Source organism: Siminovitchia fordii DSM 16014 = CIP 108821, assembly GCF_000374565.1.
GTDB lineage: Bacteria > Bacillota > Bacilli > Bacillales > Bacillaceae_C > Siminovitchia > Siminovitchia fordii.
Window position 1 is genome coordinate 120,351 of sequence record NZ_KB894685.1, and the last position, 24,969, is coordinate 145,319.

At 40.1% G+C, this 24,969-nt stretch carries 21 protein-coding genes, 1 pseudogene and 1 riboswitch; all 22 genes and pseudogenes read right to left on the minus strand.

Features of this window, described 5'->3' with window-relative positions; all coding sequences use genetic code 11:
- Positions 1-7: 7 nt before the first annotated feature.
- Positions 8-1,498, minus strand: coding sequence for a potassium/proton antiporter (locus C509_RS0100590; RefSeq protein ID WP_018704947.1), 1,491 nt, complete (start codon positions 1,496-1,498; stop codon positions 8-10).
- 532 nt (positions 1,499-2,030) lie between these two features.
- The gene (locus C509_RS0100595; RefSeq protein WP_018704948.1) at positions 2,031-2,216 is read right to left on the minus strand and encodes an H-type small acid-soluble spore protein; all 186 of its coding nucleotides are present in this window, start codon (positions 2,214-2,216) and stop codon (positions 2,031-2,033) included.
- A gap of 57 nt (positions 2,217-2,273) precedes the next feature.
- Complete coding sequence (locus C509_RS0100600; protein WP_018704949.1) at positions 2,274-3,275, minus strand: LLM class flavin-dependent oxidoreductase; 1,002 nt, start codon at positions 3,273-3,275, stop codon at positions 2,274-2,276.
- Between the two features lie 106 nt (positions 3,276-3,381).
- On the minus strand, positions 3,382-4,338 hold the full coding sequence (locus tag C509_RS0100605) for a siderophore ABC transporter substrate-binding protein (protein ID WP_018704950.1): 957 nt from the start codon (positions 4,336-4,338) through the stop codon (positions 3,382-3,384).
- Positions 4,339-4,359: 21 nt separating this feature from the next.
- Complete coding sequence (locus C509_RS0100610; RefSeq protein ID WP_018704951.1) at positions 4,360-5,121, minus strand: iron ABC transporter ATP-binding protein; 762 nt, start codon at positions 5,119-5,121, stop codon at positions 4,360-4,362.
- Positions 5,118-6,068, minus strand: a complete 951-nt coding sequence (locus C509_RS0100615; protein WP_018704952.1) for an iron chelate uptake ABC transporter family permease subunit — start codon at positions 6,066-6,068, stop codon at positions 5,118-5,120. Before C509_RS0100615 ends, C509_RS0100610 begins: the two co-directional genes overlap by 4 nt.
- Complete coding sequence (locus C509_RS0100620; protein WP_026319612.1) at positions 6,061-7,011, minus strand: ABC transporter permease; 951 nt, start codon at positions 7,009-7,011, stop codon at positions 6,061-6,063. The genes C509_RS0100615 and C509_RS0100620 overlap by 8 nt, the downstream gene beginning before the upstream one ends.
- A 501-nt stretch (positions 7,012-7,512) precedes the next feature.
- Positions 7,513-8,223 (minus strand): EcsC family protein, encoded by a 711-nt coding sequence (locus tag C509_RS0100625; protein ID WP_018704954.1) that lies wholly within the window; start codon positions 8,221-8,223, stop codon positions 7,513-7,515.
- Positions 8,224-8,343: 120 nt separating this feature from the next.
- Entirely contained in the window at positions 8,344-10,263 is a 1,920-nt protein-coding gene (locus tag C509_RS0100630) for a heavy metal translocating P-type ATPase (protein ID WP_018704955.1), read from the minus strand.
- A gap of 784 nt (positions 10,264-11,047) precedes the next feature.
- Positions 11,048-12,378 (minus strand): annotated as a pseudogene (gene mgtE / locus C509_RS24580) (magnesium transporter).
- Positions 12,379-12,394: 16 nt separating this feature from the next.
- Entirely contained in the window at positions 12,395-12,523 is a 129-nt protein-coding gene (locus tag C509_RS27160) for a hypothetical protein (RefSeq protein ID WP_018704956.1), read from the minus strand.
- A gap of 80 nt (positions 12,524-12,603) precedes the next feature.
- Positions 12,604-12,773: riboswitch (M-box (ykoK) riboswitch) on the minus strand.
- Positions 12,774-12,849: 76 nt separating this feature from the next.
- Positions 12,850-13,809, minus strand: a complete 960-nt coding sequence (locus C509_RS0100645; protein WP_018704957.1) for an LCP family protein — start codon at positions 13,807-13,809, stop codon at positions 12,850-12,852.
- Positions 13,810-13,841: 32 nt separating this feature from the next.
- Positions 13,842-14,483 (minus strand): DUF1232 domain-containing protein, encoded by a 642-nt coding sequence (locus C509_RS0100650; RefSeq protein WP_018704958.1) that lies wholly within the window; start codon positions 14,481-14,483, stop codon positions 13,842-13,844.
- A gap of 175 nt (positions 14,484-14,658) precedes the next feature.
- On the minus strand, positions 14,659-15,303 hold the full coding sequence (ytaF, locus tag C509_RS0100655) for a sporulation membrane protein YtaF (RefSeq protein ID WP_018704959.1): 645 nt from the start codon (positions 15,301-15,303) through the stop codon (positions 14,659-14,661).
- A 380-nt stretch (positions 15,304-15,683) separates the two neighbouring features.
- Positions 15,684-16,271 carry an undecaprenyl-diphosphatase gene (locus C509_RS0100665; RefSeq protein ID WP_018704961.1) on the minus strand — a complete coding sequence of 196 codons (588 nt, stop codon included), beginning with the start codon at positions 16,269-16,271 and terminating at the stop codon, positions 15,684-15,686.
- A gap of 123 nt (positions 16,272-16,394) precedes the next feature.
- Complete coding sequence (locus C509_RS0100670; RefSeq protein WP_245542407.1) at positions 16,395-17,348, minus strand: C40 family peptidase; 954 nt, start codon at positions 17,346-17,348, stop codon at positions 16,395-16,397.
- Between the two features lie 72 nt (positions 17,349-17,420).
- A complete protein-coding gene (locus tag C509_RS0100675) occupies positions 17,421-18,512 on the minus strand; it encodes a dipeptide epimerase (protein ID WP_018704963.1) in 1,092 nt (363 codons plus the stop codon).
- 16 nt (positions 18,513-18,528) lie between these two features.
- On the minus strand, positions 18,529-19,689 hold the full coding sequence (locus tag C509_RS0100680; protein ID WP_018704964.1) for a DUF819 family protein: 1,161 nt from the start codon (positions 19,687-19,689) through the stop codon (positions 18,529-18,531).
- Positions 19,690-19,787: 98 nt separating this feature from the next.
- Positions 19,788-20,105, minus strand: a complete 318-nt coding sequence (locus tag C509_RS0100685) for a DUF3870 domain-containing protein (RefSeq protein WP_018704965.1) — start codon at positions 20,103-20,105, stop codon at positions 19,788-19,790.
- A 298-nt stretch (positions 20,106-20,403) separates the two neighbouring features.
- Positions 20,404-20,589 carry a hypothetical protein gene (locus C509_RS0100690; protein ID WP_018704966.1) on the minus strand — a complete coding sequence of 62 codons (186 nt, stop codon included), beginning with the start codon at positions 20,587-20,589 and terminating at the stop codon, positions 20,404-20,406.
- A gap of 18 nt (positions 20,590-20,607) precedes the next feature.
- Complete coding sequence (locus C509_RS0100695) at positions 20,608-23,742, minus strand: AAA family ATPase (protein WP_018704967.1); 3,135 nt, start codon at positions 23,740-23,742, stop codon at positions 20,608-20,610.
- Positions 23,739-24,884 (minus strand): exonuclease SbcCD subunit D, encoded by a 1,146-nt coding sequence (locus C509_RS0100700; protein WP_033369646.1) that lies wholly within the window; start codon positions 24,882-24,884, stop codon positions 23,739-23,741. Before C509_RS0100700 ends, C509_RS0100695 begins: the two co-directional genes overlap by 4 nt.
- Positions 24,885-24,969 lie beyond the last annotated feature (85 nt).

Here is a 24,969-nt window from a genome sequence, read left to right on the forward strand (position 1 = left end):
CGTATTATTATTGGGAAGACTCTCCCTGAAGTTCAGATTCCGGATTGAATTCAGGAAGGATATCCTGGAAAATCGCTTTTACTTTTTCACGTTTTTTCTTCGCAACAAGAATGTATAGGATATCATTGGCTTGAAGTGTCGTATCCCCTCTTGGAGTAACGAGTTTGTCTCCTCTTATGATTGCGGAGATAAGCGATTCTTCCGGAAGTTCAATTTCCTTTATCTTTTTTCCGACCAATACAGCTTTCTCTTCGAGTATAATTTCCATCATTTCATTATTGGTTTTACCGATTGAAACCAATTCTACACTATGTGGGATAGTCACCTTGGCTCCTTCCGACAACCCTAATGCGTTTGCAAGTGGTGTAATCGTTGCCCCCTGCAAAAGGGCAGATGTCAAAACAACAAAGAATACAACATTGAACATCAGCATGCTGTTTTCAATACCGGCGACCAATGGATAGGTGGCAAGAACAACAGGTACAGCTCCTCGAAGCCCCGCCCATGATATCAGAAGTTTTTCTCCAAACGTGTATTTCATAAACAGCATCGTAATAAACACACTCATCGGCCTTGCAACAAGCATGAGAAGAAACGACAGCAGCAATCCTTGCCACGTAATTTTTATAAGTTCGGATGGAAAAACGAGCAATCCAAGCAATATGAACATAGTGATTTGCATCATCCAGGCTGACCCTTCATGGAAACGTATAATAGAATGGCGATAGGTAAGATCAGAGTTACCAACAATGATAGCCATCACATAAACTGCCAATAAGCCGCTTGCATGCAATAAACTCGTCACACCATATGTCAATGCCGCAAATGATAATGCAAGCACAGGATATAGCCCAGAAGAATCAAGGTTGATCTGATTAATGACATAAACCGATACTTTACCAAAGAGCAATCCCAGAATTAGCCCCAACCCCATTTGCCAGAAAAAACTTGGCAGAAGTTGAAAATAGGAGGATCCGGGAGTTTGAATCAATTCAATCAATGATACTGTCAAAAAAATGGCCATCGGGTCATTGGAGGCAGATTCCGCTTCCAATGTAGTTTTCAATTTAAATCGAATATTTCTTTCCCCTAGAGCAGCAAAAACAGCAGCTGCATCAGTTGAGCCGACAATTGCACCGACCAACAGTCCCTCAAGCCAGCTAAAACCCAAAATATATTTTGCAAAAGCGCCCATAATCACAGTAGTAAGAAGAACACCGAAAGTCGCAAGGGAACCTGCCGGAACCATGACTCTCTTCATATCTCTCCATTTCGTATTAATGCCGCCATCAAACAAAATAATTACCAACGCAATTGTTCCGACCAGAGTAGTCAATTTGACATTATCAAAATAAAAAAAGCGGTTTAACCCCATGCCAACTATAATAAACAGGACCAACGAGGGTACCCCGAGACGTGAAGAAAATTTTGCTGTCAATACACCCACAATCAGCAAGATTGATAAAATAAAAACAATTTGTTCTACAGAAAAGTTCAAAGTCATTCCCCCATCCAAACCACTGTTTGACTCTAAAAATACTTACAAACCGTATTCTAAAAAATGAAGAATTATTGTACCAGCTTCTGTTTAAATAATTTTCCCGATAGAAAATAGAAAGTGGCAATGAAGTACACTGCTATGCAAGATACCTTTCTCTAGAAGAAAACAAACTGCCGGCAGTTTGGGGTTATCAGCGGAAACAGCCCTTCTGCCATTATTAGAAGAAAATGACAGAAACCGTATTCCAATAGGTTTTATTGAAAAGTTTTTTCCCGAAGGAGATAATAAGAGGTAGTATTTTGATAATAGCTATCGATTTAATTATATAGGACATTTAATCCGTCAACAACAATTATGACCAAAAGAAAAAAGCGTGTCCATTTTATAAACACACTTGCACTACAGGCAATAAATATCCATTAATGAAAAATAGAATAAGAAAGAACCCATTATTGTTTTGGCTGCCAATATGAAAGAACTCATAAAGTATGCTTGAAATCATTTTACCGCCCATCTGGACGATGATTCATTACTCTTCTGTCAATTGCGATATCTCAGCGTTGGATCTTTCCTCAAATTTGTTTGGCCCTCTCAAGTGGACAGTTGCCGTCTCTCCATCTTCGTTTATTTTATCTATCCAAACGGAAACGCCATTATATTTCACTTCGATATCCGCTGACGAGGATAAAATTTGCTTAACACGATTCAAATTCACTCTATTATCACTCCCTGCTTTTTGTTTTTATTATTTAACAGATAGTGAAAATTATTCTTATGGGGAGAGCAGTTCACTTGCAATAAACCGATAGGATCGAATTCGATCAGCAATCGAAAAGGTATTAGTGTTGATCATGACTTCATCCGCCTTGTATGCCTCCCGGAACTCAAGTATTTTTTCTTTTACTTCTTTCGGATTTCCAATGATCAATTTCTCTTCCATTTTTGCTGCCCTCTCTTGTTCTTTTACAGTTAAACGGTATTCTGCCGCCTCCTGAATAGAAGGAATGCCATTCTTTCCTTGGCCTTTTTCTCTCTGAATCCCCCAAATGATTGAACATCGTGCGATTTCATGAGCTTGATCAGATGTTTCCGCACAAATAGCAGAGGTTGTTATAATCACCTCCGGGGAAGCTCCTTCTTTGAAACGCTTGAAAGTATCAATATATTTTTGAACAATCTCTTTCCCGTCATTCTCGCTCATAAAGTAGCCGAAATTATATCCTATCCCTTTTTTCGCTGCAAGTTCAGCGCTCCTCTCACTTGTTCCAAGAATCCAAGGGGTAGGATTGATTTTTGGTACAGGGGATGCCGATAGCTTGGAATATTCATACTGAGCCGGAAAGTCATCATTCAAAAATGTGAGTAATTCATCCACCAACTCAGGAAGCTTCCATACATTCTGTAAAAAATGGCTTGATAGTGCCTCAGTTGCTTCAGCTGAACCTCCTGGTGCACGCCCTATCCCTAAATCTATCCGATCAGGAAATAAAGTGGCCAGCATATTGAACACCTCAGCTACCTTGTATGGCTTGTAATGCGGGAGTAAAACAGCACCGGAACCAATCCTGATTGAGTTAGTCTGTCCTCCGATGAATCCAAGCATGACTTCAGGTGCAGAACAGGCAAGCCCTGGTAAATCATGGTGTTCTGCAATCCAGTACCGTTTATATCCGAGCCGCTCGGCTTCTTGGGCCAATTTCATCGATTCCATCAACGCTTCCTTTGCAGTCCTGCCGCAGGCTATGGGGGATTGATCGATTACGCTTAATTTCATCGAAGTGGGGCAACTCCTTCATTTTGTAGATTCTTTTTATTACTAACGTTATTATTTTATCTTGTCAACACAAAAGCCGCTGCATGATGTGCAGCGGCTCCCTGTCTTAGTCAGCCTGTTCTACGCTCTTAATCATTTCTTTTATTGATTGCATTCCTCCACCGGAAAGGTACCAGTAATCAGCATCCAAGTAAATGATTTTTCCGTCTTTATATGCTGAAGTCTTTTTCACCAGGTCATTCTCAATCGTATCTTTTGCAGGCTCTGCATTTTCCTCTATTGCTGCATTCCTGTCAATGACAAATAGAATGTCTGGATTTTTCTCTAAAATATATTCAAAAGATATACCTTGTCCGTGTTGGGATACTTCAATATTTTCATCGGCTGCTTTAAATCCAAGTACATCGTGAATCCAGCCAAATCTCGATTTAGGACCGTAGGCACTCACCTTACCTTCATTTGCCAAAACGATCAATGCTTTTTTATCGAGGGATTCCGTTTGTTCTTTTATAGTTGAAATCTGTTTGTCTATATCTTCAAGCTCGTTTTTGACTTGGTCTTCCTTGCCAAAAATTTTGCCGATTGTATTCATATTGTCCTTGAAGGAATCAATATAATTGGCGTAATCGGTACCGATATATACTGTAGGCGCAATTTCGGCAAATTGATCATATAATTCTGCCTGTCGTCCTGAAATAAAGATGACATCCGGCTTTAAATTATGAATGGCTTCAAAGTCAGGTTCTTTTAAACTCCCAACATTGGTATATTCCTTGCCTGCATATTTTTCAAGATAAGCGGGAATAGCAGTCTGCGGTACTCCAGTTACATCAATCCCTAGTTCATCCAAAGTATCAAGTACACCAAAGTCAAATACGACGATATTCTTCGGATTTTTCTTGATGGCTGCTTCACCATATTCATGTTTAATCGTAATCTCTTCTGCTTGTTTCTCCGTATCATTCGAGTCTTTTTCACCGGATTGACTCTCTTTTTTCGTCCCGCAAGCCGCAAAAACAAGGGCTGCCATTAAAACCATGACCAATAATGTCCATTTTTTCATTTTTAATGAATCTCCTTTGAACTACGAATTAAAGTACACACAGATTCTGCAATTGTTTAAGTTTTTTATAGGAATATCCATGTCATAGATTTCTTTAAGTGCTTCAGATTGAATAATGTCCTCCGTCGGTCCGTCTTTAACCACTTTTCCGTTTTTCATCGCAACAATTCTATCCGAGTAAACAGAGGCAAAGTTGATATCATGGAGGACAATGACGACGGTTTTACCAAGTTCATCTACAAGCCGCCGTAAAATTTTCATGATTTGAACCGAATGTTTCATGTCTAGGTTGTTAAGCGGTTCATCAAGCAGGATATAGTCTGTGTCCTGGGCGATGACCATGGCAATGAAAGCCCTCTGACGCTGACCGCCTGATAATTCATCGAGATAGGAATCTTGGATATCTGTCAATTCCATATACTCGAGCGCCTGGTCCACCATCAGTCGATCGTCTTTAGTCAGCCTGCCTTTTGAATACGGATACCTCCCAAAAGAAACAAGCTCCCTGATTGTCAGCTTGACGTTTACATAGTTTGACTGCTTTAAAATTGAAACCCTCTTGGAGAGGTCATTGGATTTCATTTTTTTCATATTTTTTTGATCTAGCAGAACATCGCCTGTGTCCGCATCCAGCAGTCTGCTTACCATTGAAAGCAAGGTTGATTTCCCCGCACCGTTCGGCCCTATAAAAGATGTAATTTGGCCGCTGTGTATATTTACAGATACATCTTCGACCACTTTATTTTTGCCATATAGTTTGGATAACCCCAAGACTTCAATCATGATGATCGACTCTCCTTCAGCAATAAGTAAAGAAAATAAACGCCACCGACGAAGTTGATGATTACGCTCAGCGTCGTAGAAAAAGTGAACACCCGCTCTACGGCCCATTGTCCGCCTACAAGGGCGATAATACTCAAAAGGATAGCTCCGCTTATGAGAGTGCGGTGCCTATAAGTACGGAAAAACTGATAAGACAGGTTAGCAACAATCAATCCAAAAAAAGTAATCGGGCCTACGAGCGCCGTTGAAACTGAAATGAGAATGGCAGTCAATACAAGCATCTGCCTTGCTGTTTTATCATAGGGAATCCCCAGGTTTATGGCGGTATCGCGGCCAAGTGACATAACATCCAGTCTGCTGACAGATCGCCATCCAACTGCAAATACGCATAAGATGGATAGAAGCGAAAGCCATACAAGATCACCGTTTACATTATTGAAACTGGCAAACATACGGTCTTGAACAATTAAAAATTCATTTGGATCGATCAAAACCTGTAAAAAGGTACTGATACTTTGAAAAAAAGTACCGACGATAATTCCAACTAAAAGCAGGAAATAAATCGATTGCTGGCCTTTTTTAAATAAAAGCCGATATAGCAGCAATGCAAAGATTATCATCGCACCAACAGATAAAAGAAAGTTCACCTGTTTATTTACGACTGTTATATGCTCAGATCCTAAAAAGAAAATAAAAAATGTTTGAATGAGCAAATACAGTGAATCCAATCCCATTATGCTCGGGGTCAATATGCGATTATGTGTAATAGTCTGAAAAATAACTGTTGCATAGGCAATAGCTGCACCTGTAATAATCATTGCAAGCACTTTAATTCCCCGGCGGGGCAATGCATAATCGAAGCTTCCATTTAAATCATGGAATAAATAAAGCAGGCAAAGACCCAAGGCGACAAGGAAGAGCATGCCCATCTTTACAGAATTACGCATAGGCCTTCCTCCTGAAAAGCAAATATAAGAATATGCCACTGCCGATAATTCCCACCATCAAACTGATAGATATCTCGTAAGGATATATGAGAATACGTCCAAGTATGTCGCAAATGAGCAGGAATATTGCTCCGAGCAAAGCTGTATGTGGCAATGTCTTTTGCAGGTGATCGCCTTTGAAAATCGATATGATATTCGGAATGATTAAACCGAGAAACGGAATCATTCCCACCGTCAAAACAACTGTCGTTGTAACCAATGCCACTAAAATCAGTCCGATATGAACAATTCTTTTATAGGAAAGCCCCAGATTTTTTGCAAAATCCTCTCCCATACCAGCTACAGTGAACCGATTGGCATATAAATATGCCAGTAAAAGGACTGGTATACTAATATAAAGTAACTCGTACCGCCCTTTCATGATCATGGAGAAATCCCCTTGCAGCCATGCAGAGATATTTTGGATGACATTTGCACGATAGGCGAAAAACGTCGTGACTGATGATAATATATTACCGAACATCAGCCCGACCAGTGGAATAAAGATGGCATCCTTGAATTTGATTCGATCAAGAATCTGCATGAACAACAGGGATCCCGCAAGGGCAAAGGCGAATGAAACTGCCATTTTTTCCAGCATTGTCGCATTGGCAAACAATAGCATGGAAACAAGAATTCCCAGTCTTGTTGCATCGAGAGTACCAGCTGTGGTCGGTGATACAAATTTGTTGCGGCTCAACTGCTGCATGATGAGGCCCGCAATACTCATGCCCGCTCCAGCTAAAATAATCGAAAGCAATCTCGGCAGGCGGCTGATAAGAAATACCTGTGTTTCCTCCGATTTAAAATCCAGCAAATCGAAGGGGGATATGTTGCTTACCCCTGTAAATAAAGAGAGAATACATAATACCAATAGTATTGGTAACAAATACTTAAGTTTCACGGATCACCCACCAACATTTTCTATGTATATTCGAGGCGAATGATAATCATTATCACTTATGCTCTCGTTAATTATAACATTCGTTCCAGAAGAGTCAATGAAATTATTGAGAATTCTTCTCATTTATTTTTTTATATAAAAAAACAGCCTGCACCACCCTATACATATTAGTAAGGGTGATAACACGACTGGTTTGTTCTGCGTTCGTCCAGCGGTTAGTTCCGCTAGTTGACAGATTCGGCAGTCTTTCTTTAGAACAATTTGAAAGGTTGCGCACTATTTTACTTGAACCGAAAAAAGCTAATTAATCCGGGAAGTAAATTTTGTACGTCTAATGACTATATTAAACTCCAGGCAAAAGGCCTGTCAATCATAAATTATTTTAAAAAGTTTATTACGCATGGCTTAAAGTATCACAATATATGTTCTAGAAGATTCCATCAAACAATTAGGTTTTTCTTTTTACTCATTGTATCAGAGTAGACGCTCAAATAGGCACCTTCAAATTTTGTTCAGTAATCGTATCCGATATGCATTCATTGCAGTTTCACCTAAATGATCAAGCAAGTTGTAATTCGCATAGGCACCGACAATAGCACCAAACCCTGGAATCAACTGGAACATTTTCACTAAATCAATATAGTCCCTATATTCTTGTTGAAACTCGCGCCAGTCCACGTCAGCAAGTTGCTCCTTCTCCTGCTCCCAATTTTCGATGATGTGGAACGTTTTCTTTCGAGTATCATCACTGGAGAAAGCTAGTAGGAATACATGAAGAATAAACAGCCTCTCACTGTACTCATTCGTGTCAAAACCATAAATGGCAGCCGCCTCAAATAGAAATTTCATTTCAATTGATAAAAGCAATGGGAAATCAGCAAACCCTAGTAGAATCCCACCCGCTCCGGTCCCTGCTCCTTCTATGACTGCAGTTTTCCGGTAAGCGTCCAATTTTTTTAAAACTAGTTCATCCCGCTCGAGCAAAGTCATTTCTGACTGATATTTTTTTGTAAGAAAGTCAGAGCCGATAAGCGTTGCTTTCACCATATTTTTGATGCTTTCTGTCATGACTTCATGAAACTTTTCCGGGATCAATCCATTTACTTTCGTTTGCGCCTTTTTAGATATCCTATTAATGAGACTTGAACGCTTGTTTATCTTTCGTGTCCATTTTTGAAGCTCCTCCGTTACTTTTGCTTCGTAGTCGTTCATGATTTACTCATCCTTAAATATTATTTATATCATGTATACGAACCAGTCGAAGAATAGTTTCATCATTCATTGCCAAGTAATAGAAGACCGCGTAGTTGCGGTCTTCTTCACAGTAACAGCTTACTTTAAGAGCCTTAAGCTGTTTAATATGACAAGAATTGTACTTCCCTCATGTCCGATAACACCTAAAGGCAAATCAATCACTTGGGAGAAGTTTGATAAAATCAACAAGGCAATTACTGCGATTGAAAAGAAAATATTTTGCTTAATGATTCTGTTCATTCTTTTCGATAGCCGTATCGCTTCAGGTATCCGAAGCAAGTCATTTTTCATAAGGACCATATCTGCAGTTTCAAGAGCGACATCTGTACCATCCCCGACTGAAATTCCAACATTTGATGTTGCAAGGGCTGGGGCGTCGTTGATTCCGTCTCCAACCATAGCAACAGTACCATATTTCTCTTGCAATTGTTTAACCTGATCAACTTTCTTTTCCGGTAAACAATCCGCAATAAAGCCCTGTACATGGCTCTCTGAGGCGATGACCTGCGCAGTTTTTTCATTATCGCCAGTAAGCATCACGGTGAAAAGACCCTGTTTTTTTAATTGATCGACTGCATCCATAGATTCTTTTCTGACCATATCTTTTAATGCAACGACCGCAGCCAATTCATTGTCCTTTTGAATATAGACGATGGTTTTACCTTCATTGGCCAACTCTTTTGCACTCTCAACTAAAAACTGGTCAGATTCTTTGATCTCTACAAAATCTTCTTTTCCAATTTTCCAGTTCTCATCGTTTATCGTTGCTTTTAGCCCCCAGCCTGCGACATCCTCTACCGTTTCCAAGCTGATCAAAGGATGTGTTAATTGCTCTTCAGCGAACTTTACAATTGCATTGGCAAGGGGATGGTTGGAGTGTTTTTCGATGGAGGCGACTGCAAGAAGTACTTGTTCATAGTTTTTATCTTCACGTGTAATAAAATTTGCCACTTCGGGCTTACCCTTTGTCAATGTTCCGGTTTTATCAAAGGCAATTGCTTTTATATCACCCAATTGTTCCAAATGAACTCCGCCTTTATAAAGAACTCCTTTTCTTGCGCCATTGGAAATTGCCGATAATGTTGCAGGCATTATGGAGGCAACAAGGGCACAAGGAGATGCGACAACCAATAAAATCATTGCCCGATAAAATGTCTCATTCCAAGTCCATCCGAAGATGTAATGCGGAAGAAACATCATTAAGAAAACAACTGCCAAAACGATTTTGACATATTTCCCTTCAAATTTCTCAATAAAAAGCTGAGATGGAGATTTCTCGCTTTGTGCTGACTGGACTAGTTCAATGATCTTTTGAAACAGTGATTCATTGCTGGGCTTGGTAATCCTTACCGTGATGGAGCCATTGATATTCATCGTCCCTGCAAACACAGGATTGCCGATCCCCTTAGATACCGGGATAGATTCCCCGGTAATTGCAGCCTCATCCAATGTTGTGCTGCCTCTTACAATTTCTCCGTCTGACGGAATCCTTTCCCCGGGTTTAATGAGAATGGAGTCGCCGACAACAAGCTCCGATACATGGACTCTCTCCTCTCCTGTTTTTGTGATTCGCCATGCTTCCTCCGGCTGAATTTCCATTAAAGACGAGATTTCTTTATGACTTTTGTTCATTGTATATGTTTCTAATGCTCCGCTCATCGCGAAAATAAAAATCAAGATGGCTCCTTCGGTCCAGTATCCGATAATAGCTGAACCAATAGCTGCAAGGATCATCAAAAGCTCTACATTCAATTCTTTATGTTTAATGGTCTCTTCCAAGCCTTCTTTGGCCTTAGCGAAACCTCCGATTATAAATGCAAGCAAGTAAAAAACGACTGACACGCTAGCCGGAGCACTCTTGTCAAGGATCCATCCAAATAAAATGAACACTCCGCAGACTATAACAGCAATCAGTTCCCCATTGACTCTCAGTTTCTCTAAAAAATCCGTTTTTAAAGGTTCATGATTATTTTCAACTGTTTGAACATCCGGATTCAATATTTGCACCTCCCCTGAGTATTTGACGATTACTTCGAGTAATTTATAATAATTATTATATAGATATCATATTAAAAAAGTTACCATCAGTCAACATTTAAATGAGAAATTTTCATACTAATTGAGAATGATTATTAATGTTAACCCCATTATTTATGATTTTAATCGCTGATTTCCTTTTTATTAGTGATAATTATTATCAATTGGTAATGCTTATTTTTTACTGAACAAACCAATAAATAGTGCCCTTATGAATAAACAAGCTATCTTTTTCCGGACGAAGTCTGAACGAAAACCGGATAGTCAATGCAGGAATCTTTTCAACGATGACGGCAGTGCTGGGTGTTCCATAATCAGACTATGAACTGAAGGCACCCCTTTCAACCCGAGCTACGGAGACGTACTACAAAAAGATAGATTTCTTCACTTGTTAAAACGAAGATGGATGAGACAAGTATGACTGAAAAATGACAATGAATAATTGGAGTGTGGTAGATTAAAAAATTGACGATTTATTATCGGAGAGGTTTGGTGATAAGATTCCAGATTATGGAGGGTATTCTTTTTCTGAAAACGCCCATTGCAGATTAGGCGGCCCCTATGGACAAACGATAGGCTGATACGGTATTGACGGGACCTAAATGCAAATGACTTATGAGCAACAGAGCTGTAAAAACAAAGAGGTACTCTGTATATAATTGAGCTTGTTTAGAAGGGACGCCGTATGTTGAAGAACTAAATTGCCTGTTGTCTCGTCATGATCGACGAGACAACAGGCAATTTTTTAAATGTTTAATAACAACTTGGCCATCGAGAAATAGATGATTAAGCCTGTACCATCTACAAGTGTGGCGATAAACGGACCGGAAACGACAGCCGGATCAACCCTTAATTTGTGCAGGATTAATGGCATTACAGCTGCAACAAGGGAAGCCCATATTACAATGCAAATGGCCGTAATGGCTACAACAGATCCGATATCGAAACCCACACCGAGAAATTCAGCCCTTATAAAAGCTACAACCCCCATAGATATTCCTAAAAGCAGCCCGGTTGAAACTTCTTTTCTAACCACCTTTAGTATGTCTTTGAACTCCACTTCTCCTATTGCCATCGCCCGAACCAATGTGGTAACGGTTTGAGTCCCGGAATTCCCCCCGGTTCCGATCAACAATGGGATAAAGAACGCCAAAGCAATCACCTGGTCAAGAGTTTCTTCATAATGCCTTAAAACATTTCCCGTATATGCTTCTGCTACAAACAGGATAAGCAGCCAGCCGATTCTTTTACGAAACAGATCCCAAACAGTGTTTTTGAAATAAGTTTCCTCAAGAGGCTGCTTCCCCCTAACTTTTGAATATCCTCTGTCGCTTCTTCATGTATGACATCAATCAAATCATCTACATTAATGATTCCTATCATTCTCTTAGTATTATCCACAACTGGTATAGCCACGAGATCATATCTGGCTAAAATATCTGCAACTTGTTCTTGATGCTGCTCAGCCAACGCTGAAATAATATCTTTCTTTGCAATCTCTTCAAGTTTAACAGTTGGCTGTGCCAAAATGATTTCTTTAATCGAAACGACGCCTGCAAGTTTCCCATGAGTATCTATGACGTAAATATAGGAAACTAAATCTGCATTCTGCCCAACCTTTCGAACATGTTCCAATGTATGTTCGATAGTCCAATGCTTTCTTGCGCCAATATAGTTAACCGATGCTAGACTTCCGGCTGTGTTAGCTTCATAGGACATTAATATTTTAATTTTGTCCTGATAGTCTCTCTGTAAATATTCCATCAATATTTCTGCTTGGTATGGATGAATAGCCAGAAACAAGTCAACCACTTTATCGCTGGACATATGATTGAGTAAAGAAATTTTCACATGATCCTTAACATCGTCCAAAATTCTGTACTGAAACTCAGGCTCCATGTTTTCCATGATCTCCGCTCCTGTTTCAGGAGCTACATTTGAAAAGAAATAAATTCGATCTTTAAAGTCTAGAGCTGTGACCATTTCCGCCAGATCATACGGCTGATGTTTGACAACAAACATTTCAAGCTCAAAATTACTTTTGCTATTCAGCACTTTACTTAATACTTTTGCCATCTTTCTTCCCCTCCTGTTAACGAACTGACGCCAAATATTGAGGGTAAATAATCTTCTGTTTTAGGTGATGAAGGACGATAAAACGGACATTTACCCTTACTGCGATAACAATCATTGTCCTACTATTGTCCGACTCTTCTTCCATCATCATCACCTCCCTTAAAAATCAAAAAACACCCTCAACGAAAGAGGGTGTTTTTAAACACACAAAAACAAACATGCCTGAATAAGCCTCTATTCGTTGAGCTTTAGCACTATATGGCATAGGATGAATGTCATCCAGCTACATTAAAAACCACCTTATGTCGATGGTTCCTGTTGACCCATTGGTGTCTTTAGACGTTTCTGGGCAGCAGCGTATCTCCATATAGGAGCCTCACCTAACGAGGATGTTTAATTGTTATTTTAAACCAAACTCTATGGTAACATGAAAAAGTTCATTGTCAACTTTTTTATGAATGAATCAAATCCTTATTGCGCTGCAATTTCTCCATTCTCTTTGGATGCTAAAAACTCTTTTAACGCTTGTTTATTTTTATCAAAATCAATCCTAAGAACCGCTCCAACATCCGCGCTCTCATCCACAAAGGAGTCTTGGATTGGTAATCGTAATGTTTCCATCTGTCTCGATTTCCCGGCAATCAATCCTTTTCCAATTGCAAGAATCGTACCGGTATCCACGTTCGTATCGACATACGGATCTGCCATTCCAAGCATCTTAGGCAAATTTACTAAACTATGGATGCTTACAGCTTCATCTTTTAGTTTTGACATGACTTCCTGCTGGCGGTCCACTCTCCCAAAATCACTTAATCGATCATGGCGAAAACGTACATATCCAAGGAGCTCCTCCCCGTGCAACACTTGTTTGCCAGGGTGTAAAGTCATGCCTATTCCATATGACATTTCGTATGGAATATCTACTTCAATACCATCAGGTGCGATGACATCCACTATTTTTGAAAACCCATCAAAGCCAACCACCGCATAATAATTAATATCGATATCAAAGTTCCTCTTGATCGTTTGTCTTAACAATTCCGGGCCGCCATAAGCGAATGCAGCATTTATTTTTCTCATTCCGTGTTCAGGAATGTCTACATAGGTATCTCGCATGATAGAAGCAAGCTTAATATCATGCGTGTTCTGGTCATAATGAGCGATCATGAGGGTGTCAGAGTTACCGCGATCCTCCCCCCTTGAGTCGCTTCCAATGACCAGAATATTGATTTCTCCAAATTGAGGTTCTGGTCCATTAAACGGATCAAAAGTTTTACCATCGTCCTTGTAGGGACCATCCTTTGCTTCAGAGACTCCTTTATAATATTGAAAGACACTAAATGTTCCTGCAGTTAAAATCAGTACAAAGAAGAGTATAGAAATATTTCTTATCCACTTGCGCTTAGTTGTTTTTCTTACTCTAGTACCCATAAATAAGCCACCTATTTCCTAGATTGATTGAGTCATTTGTTAAGAGAGTTCAATGTCATTTGCACTGCAATGGCATCGTCAATATAACCGATGGGGAAAATATAATCGGGGATAGCATCAACAGGAATAATAAAGTACAAAAGTACGCTGCCGATGATGGCTAGCTCGTATGATGTTCCTTTCCTTTGGAGAAACTTCTCATATAATTCCTTCAGGTGATTAATAAAAGGACCTATGCTCCCCACTTTTTGAAGTTTATTCTCAAAATCATTAAGAATCGTTTCTTTCCCTTCCTCAGTCTGTGAGTAATGTCCATAGTCAGATAATTTTTGATCAACTTCATCGATAGTAAAATCTTTATCATATAAATTGGAGGATTGGAGGTAGGTCTTGATCACATCAACAGAAGTGTGAATATCCGAAAATGCATCCTCCTGCCTTTTTCCAATATCGTAGCCTGCTGCTTTTAACATTTCTGTCAGCGGGACGTCAAGGCAGGCTGAAAATTCTTGTAAATGCTGCATATTAGCTTCCCGCTTACCGTTAATAATCCTCGAAATTGTAGCTGTATCAATTTTCGTCATTTCTGCGAATTTCCTCATGGATAAAGATCGTTCGTCCAATAAGCGCCTCAACATCAAACCAAGCTCATTATTAACTCCTTTTTTAGGCATAACCGATTTCCTTTCAAAAAAGTATGGATTCGCCATTCACTTTTACAATAAACCGTTGTTGTTTTTTTGTCAACACCCGTATTATTCTTTTGAAATCCTGCGAGTTGAAAAACCCAAACTTCCTCTTCAGGAAGGAAAGTTTGGGTTATTTACACTTTAAATGACTGCTTATTTATTAAAAGAATGCGGTGATTGCGATCACCAGAATGATTGCCCCGCTTAAAACTGTTCCAAATTGCCCAACTGTATAGGAACCAATTCTCATGTTCGACAGCTTTGCTCCCAGTTTTACCCCAGCCCAAACGCTTATAAAACTTCCAATCGCGGCTGTTAAAGAAATGGCCAAAGGAGAAAGGCCGAGCAGGCCTGCCCCAAGTCCATTAGTAAGTGCATTTGCCGACAATGCAACACCTAAAATGACTGCTTCTCCCCAGCCAATATCTCCGGACAGATCCGCGTCAGCTGACTCTGGGTTCCTTAATAATCCTTTTAAAGTTTTCGTTTGTTCTTTATGCTTCTTATTTCCTTTTGAAGTAGTATTGTTTCTTGGAGCATCTAATAAAATAATTCTAATTCCGATAACGAACAGCAAAAACGCCCCGAAAATAACAGGGAGCATTCCGGGAAAGATATTTGAAAGCCAAAGTCCAAAAGAAATTCCTGCCATACTAAAAAGAAAGCATGTGACAGCAATCATGAAATTTGGCCCCATCCGAACGTTTATCTTACGAATTCCATAAGAGATTCCTACCCCTAAATTATCAATACTTGAGGATATAGCAAAAGCCAAAATGATTAGCCAAACTGTCCATATTGCCATTTTAGCAACACACCTTTATTAGTTTTCGGTTATTTTATTGATGAAATACCATATATGTGCTTTTTCAATTCATCATTATTGAAATTATATCAACAAAAAAAAGACGTGCATTATTAAATTGCACATCTCCTTCTGCTATTGGCTTAAGTATTTCATACAAATAAGGAATAAAAACATATAAATCGAAATAGTATCTATATTCATCTGTCAAAAATTATGCCCCTCATAAAGTTCATAATGAAGCAGGACATGACGTGCATGTTATGCTTTGCGGAATCAATCACTTCACGCAAATCCACATCAAGCTGTTCAAAGTTCACTTTGAATTCTTTTTAAGATATTTCAAAATATCCTTTGAATATTTTAAATTTTAATTACTATCACATGTTTCTATAATATTTTTGACCCTTTGATTTTCTGAACGCCTGAAGGATATTTTGATATAAAGGATCTAATAACCGTCTTTGTGATATGAGCACAGCTGTTACAATCAATGCGATTATCGCGCCAGCCGTTACATCAAAAGGATAATGCACACCGATATAGATTCTTGACAGTGCCATGAAAAACGCCATGATCAACAATACACTTCCAATCCTTCTACGGTGCCAAAACAGTGCCCAGGCCATTGCAAAAGCTCCCGCAGAATGATTACTCGGAAATGATGGGTCAGTACCCATTTTATCGCTCAGTAAATTGACAGCATATGTAACAAAAGGCCGCGGACGAAAATACATCAATTCAATCACCTTGTTAATTCCAAGGGCAATGACAGTTATTGTTATTGCATACAAGACAATTTTTCTATTGTCAACCTTCTTCCCCGATTTTGAAAACCATAACCACACAAAAACAAGTCCAAATAATATTGGGCCAAACTTTGAAAATAACATTACTGTTTGGTCAAGTATTTGATTTTGTCCTGCAAATTGATTGATCATTTCAAACAACTTGTAATCAAAGTTCATTGAATCTTCCTTTTTTAAAAATTGAGGTTTCATTATAACACATAAAAGGATGGGAGTTCCTAAAAAGTTTTTAATGAAAAACCACCCACCGGAAACTGAGCCGAGTGGATGGTTGTAGTTAAGTTACTCTTCAATATACCTTCTTGCCCCTGCATATTCTTCCCCGTAGCCTGAAGTGTCTATATCATCAATACGGACGTGGGTAGAAGTGTTTGGCGAGTGAATCATTTTTCCACCTCCAACATACATTCCTACATGATGGACCCTGCCTTTCCCTTGTTCATACGCAAAGAAAAGGAGGTCTCCGGCTTTCAAGTCTTCTCTTTCTACAGGGGTCCCATGTGTAGCCTGAACAGAAGAGTCCCTTGGAATCGTAATTCCATTTGAGTGATACATTGTATAAGTGAAGCCTGAACAATCAAATCCGAAGCCTGACATTCCCGCCCATAAGTACGGTAGATTCAAGAATTTCTTTCCTGTATTAACAACGTCCTGACCTGTTGGTGCCGGAATGTCTTTCTCATCCTGATACACTGCCGCATCAGATTTTTTTAGCCACTTTTTTCCTTGGCTTGGAGTGGCTACCAAAATTTCATTCTTAAATTCTTTCATTATGGGTAAGCGTGTATTGAAGCTAAGCTCCAAAAATTCTTCGGAAGTCTTCTTATCTTCGTAGAGCCATGCCGTTGGGGATGTAATAAGGGCAAATGGTCTCTTTAGCTGATTTTTATAGCTATTCCCTTTTGCCAGTTGGACTTTAGGCATCCAGCCAGGATAACCCAAATCATTTCTCGGTGTGGGCTGATTGTGTACAGCTACTTTCACCCAATCTCCTTCTTCTTCTATAATGGTCACTTCTGAACCGTACAGTGCTTGTGTTTCCAGCTTTCCGACCAATCCAAGCTTTTCCTCATAAGTCATTGTCCCTGTCCATTTCCTCAAGGCTACCGGATTTGAGGCAGACGGCTTGTCCACTTCTCTTAAAAGATTTGGCTCGCTCCATAAAGTCGCAGCTGTAACATCAACAAAATATGTTTCCGACTCTTTTCCTTTAGCTTCAGCCAATCCTGTCGACATAAAGAACATACAAACCAATGAAAAAATGAGGATCCGCCAATTTTGTACAGCCACAAAATCATCCTTTCACTTTTATTTATGATTAAAAGGAAAGAAGTCTTTCCTTTTAATTCCCAATCCTGAATCTCCTGAGACATGTATCGAGTTTTGCTCATATAAAATGCCTTCAAATGGTTCTTCTTTGATCCACAAAGGGGCATCCAAATCAATCTTTGTTATATTTGGATGCGCAATAGCCAGGTGTACCGCCGCCGCGACACTGACACTAGACTCCATCATGCTGCCAACCATGCATTCTACTTCGGCTGCTTCCGCCATGTTGGCAATTTGCAGAGCACGGCGAATTCCTCCGGTTTTCATCAGTTTGATGTTCAAGTAGTCCACCGCCTGTTCAGATAGCAGTTTCATAGCGTCTCTTGGAGAAAACAGACTTTCATCAGCCATTATTGGCGTTTGGACATTTCTCTTTATTTCTTTCAATCCAGCGATGTCGTGAGCTTTGACCGGCTGTTCTACAAGCTCTATATTTAATCTGTCTTTTTCCCATGTCCTGATCACTTCAACAGACTGCTTGACTGTCCATCCTTGATTGGCATCCACGCGAAGTGTCACGTTATCCCCTACCGCTTTGCGGATTTTCGTGATTCTTTCTATGTCTTTTTTCCAATCATTTCCCGCTTTGATTTTTATGATTGAAAATCCATCGTGTATAATCTGTTTGGCATCTCTGACCATTTGTTCCTCTTCCCCGATGCTTATAGTCATATCATTCAATAATGAATTCGTATTGCCGCCTAAAAATTGATATAAAGGTATTTTCCAATATTTGCAAAGCGCATCATATACTGCTATTTCTACAGCTGCCTTTGAACTTGTATTGCCAACACAGCTTTGTTGCACGATTCTTGAAAGCTCGTTGAGTTGGGTAATGGGTCTTCCGATCAGTTGGGGAGCAATCACTGATTGAATGATTCCTACGATCCCCTCCGTTGAATCACCTGTGATTGCCACTGTTGGTGCTGCTGCCCCCATTCCGGTGATACCACTTTCCAACTGAAGCATGACAACCACATTTTCTATTTCATCAGTTGTCCTGAGAGCTGTTTTGAATGGCTTGATTAACGGCAATTTTTCTATGGAAACTTCTATTGTTTGAATATTCATAGTTGCAACCTTCCCTTTATATAGCTGATAAAATGTAAGATGTCAAAATTCCATAATACGTTCCGAGCAAGCTTCCAAGAACAGCCATCAGAATCCCTACAGGAATCAGCAGTCTATTGAATGAACCTGCCAGTATGGGGGCTGATGCAACGCCACCGATGTTGGCAAGGGAAGCTACTCCCATCGTAAATAAATCGAGCTTGAATATTTTTGCTAGTATGATCATGATCAACCCATGGAAGAACATGATCATGAAGCCTGACAAAATGTAAACCGGCGCTTGGAATAACTGAGAGAAATCAGCATGGGAGGCGATCAGGCCAATAATGATGTATAGCATAACTTTAGAGATCTCCATGGACCCTGGCATTTTCCCAACCTTAGTCACAGCCAGAACAAGGCCGACAGCGGAGGCAATGATGATCGTCCAAGTTGTGGCATTAACAGCTGCACCAAGTTCAGGCAGCTTTCCGCCAATCTTAGTCGCCAATACGGAGACCAGTAAACTTAGTCCCAGGAAACCGATTAATTCAACAAACCCGATAGGTTCCTGCTTTACCTCTTCTGCCTCCAACTGCGCAGTTACCTCATCGATATAAGTTGTATCAGCTTTTGTCCATTTATTGAATTTCATAGCAAACGGTACAAGCCAGAATAAAAACATGACCCATACAGAGTAATTGACAGTATCCATGATCAATGCATAGCCAAAAATATTCTCCGGTACATCCAGAATTCCCTGCAAAATCACCATATTTGCTGAACCGCCAGTCCAACTTGCGCTCAGAGCTGAAAATGCTTTCCATGTATCCGCTGCATAAAAACCTTTGAGAAGAGCATAAGTAATTATAAATCCCCCTACGATACTGATCGACGCAGCAAAGAATGTCAGCAGCATTTTCGGCCCCAACCTAATGATTTTTCTGAGATCGCAGTGAAGCAGCATCAACATCAGCATAGCCGGAAGAAGAAGTCCACGCACTGTTGAATAGGCGTTCTCAACTGAATCACTTGATGAAAACAGACCAAAAGTTTTCATTAGTGCAGCGCCAATATAAATGAGGACAATCCCCGGCACATATTTAAAGAACTTTCCTCCAATCTTTTTTTCAGCAACTGCTACAGCAGCGGTAAAGGCTAATAAAAAACAAACAAACACAACTCCATCCTGAATCATCTTCAGATCCTCCTTTTAATTAAAAATGAAAAAATCCAGCCATTAGGAAACAAACTCCCTAACAGCTGGATTTCAATTGCGAATAACAAAAGAAGCAGCTAACTATTCATGATTTGGTTATATTTTATATGCGCATTTTTAAATGCAACAATAATAGCTCTTTGAGAAGAACCGAAGTATCTCTTTTCTATCTCTTCAATGATGGCTTCAGGCTCGTTCATTGATTTTCCGGTAAAAATTGATCGGACAAATTTGGAAGTCAGAGCAATCGTTGAAGAACACTCAGCTTCTAATATTTCATGACTGTTCCTGTCTATTACCAGACCGATGAAAAAAGTATTGAACTTTTGTGTAATGGGGTTGTTTGATGCCGTCTTACTGTCCCCAATGATATATACAGTATGATCCGGAAACACGAAAGATCCTCCTGGCAGTCGGATAACATGCGGGGCATCTGCACATGTAATGTACAAATGTTCGTCACATTATCGACGATATTTTTATATTAATACAAACGTTTTCATTTTGCAATTATTTATTTACTCTCTTTTAAGTGAATGTCTAAAATTCACCGTATATAAAGTTTGGAATCTCTGCTTGACCAATTTCTTTGCTGCTAACTTTGCCAGCTCGGCATTGACTTTGATTGGAACACTTTTATTAAATCCCGTTCCGGCCTTGTACCTTCGCCGGAGCGGGAATCTTCTTTCTCAATTATAACGTTTCCTTCCATTTTTTCCTGAATAAAAAATTGACTGCACATGAAGCAATAAATATGAGAATCAAAAGGATTCCGATGAAAGGATATTTCAGCTTAAAGGCAAATACGGCAAAGACTGCCAAGCTGATGGAAATGAACCACCCAAATACCTGCGTGGCAATATAAAAAGTCTTCTCCAAGAGGACTGCACCTCCTATTCATGATAAAAACACAAATTCGGTACTACTTCCGTTTTGCCCTGCCAGCACTTCCAAACGGACATCAATTCGCTCCTTCAGCTCCGGAACATGAGAAATGATTCCAACAAGCCTTCCGCTGCTCTGGATTTCCATTAATGCTTCGATGGCTTGATCCAAAGACTCCGGGTCCAATGTTCCAAACCCTTCATCGATAAACATGGTCTCCAGTGAGACTCCCCCTGCATGCTCCTGCACGACATCTGCCAGCCCCAATGCAAGTGAAAGTGCAGCTTTAAAGCTTTCCCCGCCTGATAGAGTTTTAACGTGACGCTCCAGTCCAGTATATTGGTCATATACAAGAAGCTCCAATCCGCTTTGAACGTTTCCTTTTGAGCGTTCCTTCTTTCTCAAAAGCTGATAACGACCGCTGGTCATTTTCAATAGTCTACCGTTGGCGGCTGTCAAAATATCATCCAAAAACGCGGCCAGAACAAACCGTTCAAATGTGAGCCTGTATGTATTCTGCCCTCTCGTAATATCGGATAAATGTCCGATGATTTCATATTGCTTCTCCAGTTCTTTTATTTGATCATTCAAATTCCGGACATCATGATAGACTTCTTCGTTCTTCTTAATGTTCATCAACAAGTTTGAAAGTTGGCCGTTCATGGCAAGCAGAATATTCTCCTGTTCTTTAAAATCCGCTGCCAACTTTTCAATATCCGGTCGCTGGATTCCTTTCAAACGATCTTCATAGTCCTTAAGCCGATCTGTTATGGAGCGGTATTCTTCTCCGTACGCTTGGATTTCCTTTTCAGCAGTCTGAATCCAGTCAGGATCCCTTTTGGATCCGGCATATTCACCGTACGTTGCAAATCCTTCTTGGTGAAGTTGGTTTAAAAATTTTTCGCGCTCCACATTCAATGAGCTTTGCAGTTTTTCAATATCTTCCGCCAGGTTTTCCAAAGCCATTTTTTGTGCTGCCGTCTGTTCATTTAATTTGGCACAGGCTTCCTGCGCTTGTTTCAAGGCATTATCCAATTGCTGAATTTCTTTTTTCAGCTCGGACAGCCTTCTTTCGTACTGGTCTGTCGTTTCAATACCTTCTGGAAGGCTCAAAGTAAGGCTTTGAAGGACCGCTTTCGTTTCCATAAATTGATGGGCGGCTTGACGTTCTTTTTCCGCCATTTCATCCAAGCTCCTGTTCAAACCTTTTAACTCTTCGCCAAGCTGCGTAATTTTGGCTTCTTTTTCGGAAATTTTGCCTGTCTTCATTGTATTGATCTCTATCTGTTTAGATAATTCCTGTTGCCTTTCCGTCAGCTTTTGCAAATGGAGGGGAGTGTCTTCAAGCCTTATATCAGGCAATAGAGTTTTAATCTCATTTACTCTTTCTAAAACGGTCTTCTCACATAAATCCACATCAGCTTTTGCCTTCATCCACCTTTGTCGAACTTCAGCAAGCTGCTCATCCAATTTATGAACAGCGGTTTTTGCCGCTTCAAAATCTTCCTCACTGACAGATTCGCCTGAGGTGTGTGCAGGTGAAGGGTGTTGAGAAGAACCGCAGACAGGACATGGAGAACCATTTTCCAGCTTGCCGGCGAGTATCGCAGCTTGCTCCGAATACCATCTCTTTTCGATGTGTTTTAAGGTTTCTGTTGCATCTTCTGACTTTAACTTTGCCAGATTCAGTTCTTTTTCGCACCGATCCAACCATGTCATTGCTTCCTTTTCCTTTTCAATAGACATTGCCAATTGATTAATGTTGCCAATAACATGTTCTAGTCGAAGCTTTTCTTCTATCAATACTATATTTTTATCCTGGAGTTGTCTTAGCTCTTTGAGCTCATTTTGTTGATTCTCAAGAGCTTCTCCCCATTCAACCACTTTCCTCTTTATTTCATCCAGTTTTTGGCGATAATTTTGGGTCTCTAGTTCCAAACGATTAAGCTCCGTTTTTCGTTTCGAGAATGAAAATACATCCTCTCGCAAACTTTCCAGCCGGGTTAATTCCGCGTGAAATTTCTCTCTTACGCCCCTTTTTTCTTCTTCCCGTTTCAATTTTTCATCTGCAACAGTTTTTGCTTTTATGGTTAAACCTAACTCTTCTTCCATTTTGCTTTTCCTGGAAGTTCTTTCGACGATCTCTTTTTTCAACCGTTGGCATATGTTCTCCTGATGTTCCAAGTTAGCCGCAAGACGGGCAAGGTCGATTGCTTTTTTCTTTTCATCGATCAGAGTCTTTTTATCATCCAACAAGGCTTTCTGCTTCTTCAATGTGTCAAGGCTGTTCATTTCATTCAATATATTTTCCGCTTCATCCACTTTTCTTTTTGCTGCATCACGATCTTTTTGTTTCGCCTCGATTTTCTTTTGAAGTTCAGCCAGAGTTTGTTTCATTTCCCCTGTGAGAGTTTCCAGCAAAGGCAAGATAATTGTATCGCTCGGCGTTTCTTCAGCAAGTGCTGCTTGCAATTCATCATTTCCATTCGTGAAAATCTCCCTAAGCTTTTGACTCCTTTGCGCAATACCGCCTTCCACCTCATTCTTAAGCAAACCAGCCTTTTCTTTGAGTTTCACTTCTATTTTCTTGAATTGCTCAGTATGAAATAGACGCTGTAAGATGAGTTCTTTTTCTTTGCTGTCCGACGTCAGAAGCTTTCGGAAATCGCCTTGAGGAATCATCAAAATCTGCCGAAACTGGTTAGCGTCCAGCTGAATGATTTCTTTGATTTTTTCATCCGTTTCCCTAACATTGGCTGCAAGCAGTTTTCGCGAACCCGATTCATCTATTAAATACAGCTCTGCTTTTGCATTAACAGTTGTATATCCATCCCCGCGCGCTTTTTTCTTTTCCTGCTGAGGAGCCCTCCAAATATAGTAGATCTTATCTCTCAATTTAAATTCCAAAGATACCTCGGTCTGGAGATCATCGTTGGCAAAATGGCTGCGTAAATCCGCACCATTGCGGTCTTCCCCGCTTGCCTTTCCATAGATGGCAAAACTGATCCCGTCGAATATTGAAGTCTTACCGGCGCCGGTTTTTCCGGATATGACGAACATCGTCCGATTTTGCAATTGGGTAAAATCGATGATCTCAATCCCTGCATATGGACCGAACGCCTGCATTTCAAGTTTTAGTGGCCTCATACAAGGAGTACCTCCTTACGGACACTGTCAATTACCTCGTTCATCAGATCTCGTTTTTGTTCCGTAAAATCACTTGTTGTCATTTCTTTATAAAACTCCGAAAAAAGATCAAGTTCTGTTTTTCTATCTCTTTGGACAGATTTTATCGTTTGCCTCTTTTCTAAGTCCACCATTTCTATTTTTCTTTCCAAGTGCAGGATGTTCGGGTAAACCGCTCGCAATTTATTGATCGGATCAAGCAATGCACCTTCATCCAATAGGGTCACCTTTAAAAAGTCATCCAGTTTTTGAGTTTCATAAAATGCCGGGTCCAACAATTCATCTATGTATCCTGATATCTCCCTCATATCCTGAGGAGGTATCAGTGCCTTCTCATTAATGGTCAATTGTCCACTTGCATCGATTTCTATAATTGAAATGCTTTTTCGCTGTTTGGCTTCTGAAAACGAATATTTTAAAAGCGAACCGGAGTAACGGATCGTCTCATGCCTAATGGCATCTGGGCTATGCAGGTGGCCGAGTGCTGTATATGTAAAAGGGCTGAAGCATTCTGAATCAACACTGCCGGAACCTCCTACAGATAATATCCGTTCCGAATCAGTCGTCTTTCCGCCTGTTACAAAAGCATGTCCTACAAGAATGTTAGCAGCATCTGCATCCATTGTTTTCTCGATTTCCCAAGTAACCCTTCCCATCGCATCATGGTGCGACTGGATGCTGGAGTCCTGAAACAATTCCCTTACAACACCTGGCTCGGCGTAAGGGACAAGGTAAAAATTCACTCCTTTCACCCGTACAGGCTCAAGGCTATCACTAATCTTCCCATTTAGATAAAAACCGCTGTTCCGGTACCATGAGGATCCGAATGATAGACGTTCTGCACTGTCATGGTTACCGGATATGGCAAGAACCGGGGTTTTCAGCTCCACATTAATTCTGAACAACATTTTTTCAAGCAGTTGTACAGCTTCAACCGGAGGGACAGACCTGTCATACAGGTCACCGGCAATGATGACAGCATCCGGTTGTTCAGTGGCCACAAGCTCAATGAATTGTTCCAGAACCGCCTCTTGCTGTTCCGTCATATAGACTCCATGCACCAGCTTTCCCAAATGCCAATCGGCGGTATGTATGATTTTCAACCTCATCACCTTGTTTCCTCTAAATATCTATTATTATATCAAATGATGTACGTTAATCTTTCATAAACAGGAAAAAAGCCGTCCA

Bases quoted from the DNA above. Each gene is read 5' to 3' on its own strand.
- C509_RS0100675 (WP_018704963.1), bottom strand. From the start codon at position 18,512: ATGAATATTCAAACAATAGAAGTTTCCATAGAAAAATTGCCGTTAATC.
- C509_RS0100600 (WP_018704949.1), bottom strand. From the start codon at position 3,275: ATGAAATTAAGCGTAATCGATCAATCCCCCATAGCCTGCGGCAGGACT.
- C509_RS0100670 (WP_245542407.1), bottom strand. From the start codon at position 17,348: ATGTCGACAGGATTGGCTGAAGCTAAAGGAAAAGAGTCGGAAACATAT.
- C509_RS27160 (WP_018704956.1), bottom strand. From the start codon at position 12,523: ATGGAAGAAGAGTCGGACAATAGTAGGACAATGATTGTTATCGCAGTA.
- ytaF (WP_018704959.1), bottom strand. From the start codon at position 15,303: ATGGCAATATGGACAGTTTGGCTAATCATTTTGGCTTTTGCTATATCC.
- C509_RS0100650 (WP_018704958.1), bottom strand. From the start codon at position 14,483: ATGCCTAAAAAAGGAGTTAATAATGAGCTTGGTTTGATGTTGAGGCGC.
- C509_RS0100645 (WP_018704957.1), bottom strand. From the start codon at position 13,809: ATGGGTACTAGAGTAAGAAAAACAACTAAGCGCAAGTGGATAAGAAAT.
- C509_RS0100625 (WP_018704954.1), bottom strand. From the start codon at position 8,223: ATGAACGACTACGAAGCAAAAGTAACGGAGGAGCTTCAAAAATGGACA.
- C509_RS0100615 (WP_018704952.1), bottom strand. From the start codon at position 6,068: ATGCGTAATTCTGTAAAGATGGGCATGCTCTTCCTTGTCGCCTTGGGT.
- C509_RS0100605 (WP_018704950.1), bottom strand. From the start codon at position 4,338: ATGAAAAAATGGACATTATTGGTCATGGTTTTAATGGCAGCCCTTGTT.
- C509_RS0100695 (WP_018704967.1), bottom strand. From the start codon at position 23,742: ATGAGGCCACTAAAACTTGAAATGCAGGCGTTCGGTCCATATGCAGGG.
- C509_RS0100610 (WP_018704951.1), bottom strand. From the start codon at position 5,121: ATGATTGAAGTCTTGGGGTTATCCAAACTATATGGCAAAAATAAAGTG.
- C509_RS0100665 (WP_018704961.1), bottom strand. From the start codon at position 16,271: ATGAACTTTGATTACAAGTTGTTTGAAATGATCAATCAATTTGCAGGA.
- C509_RS0100680 (WP_018704964.1), bottom strand. From the start codon at position 19,689: ATGATTCAGGATGGAGTTGTGTTTGTTTGTTTTTTATTAGCCTTTACC.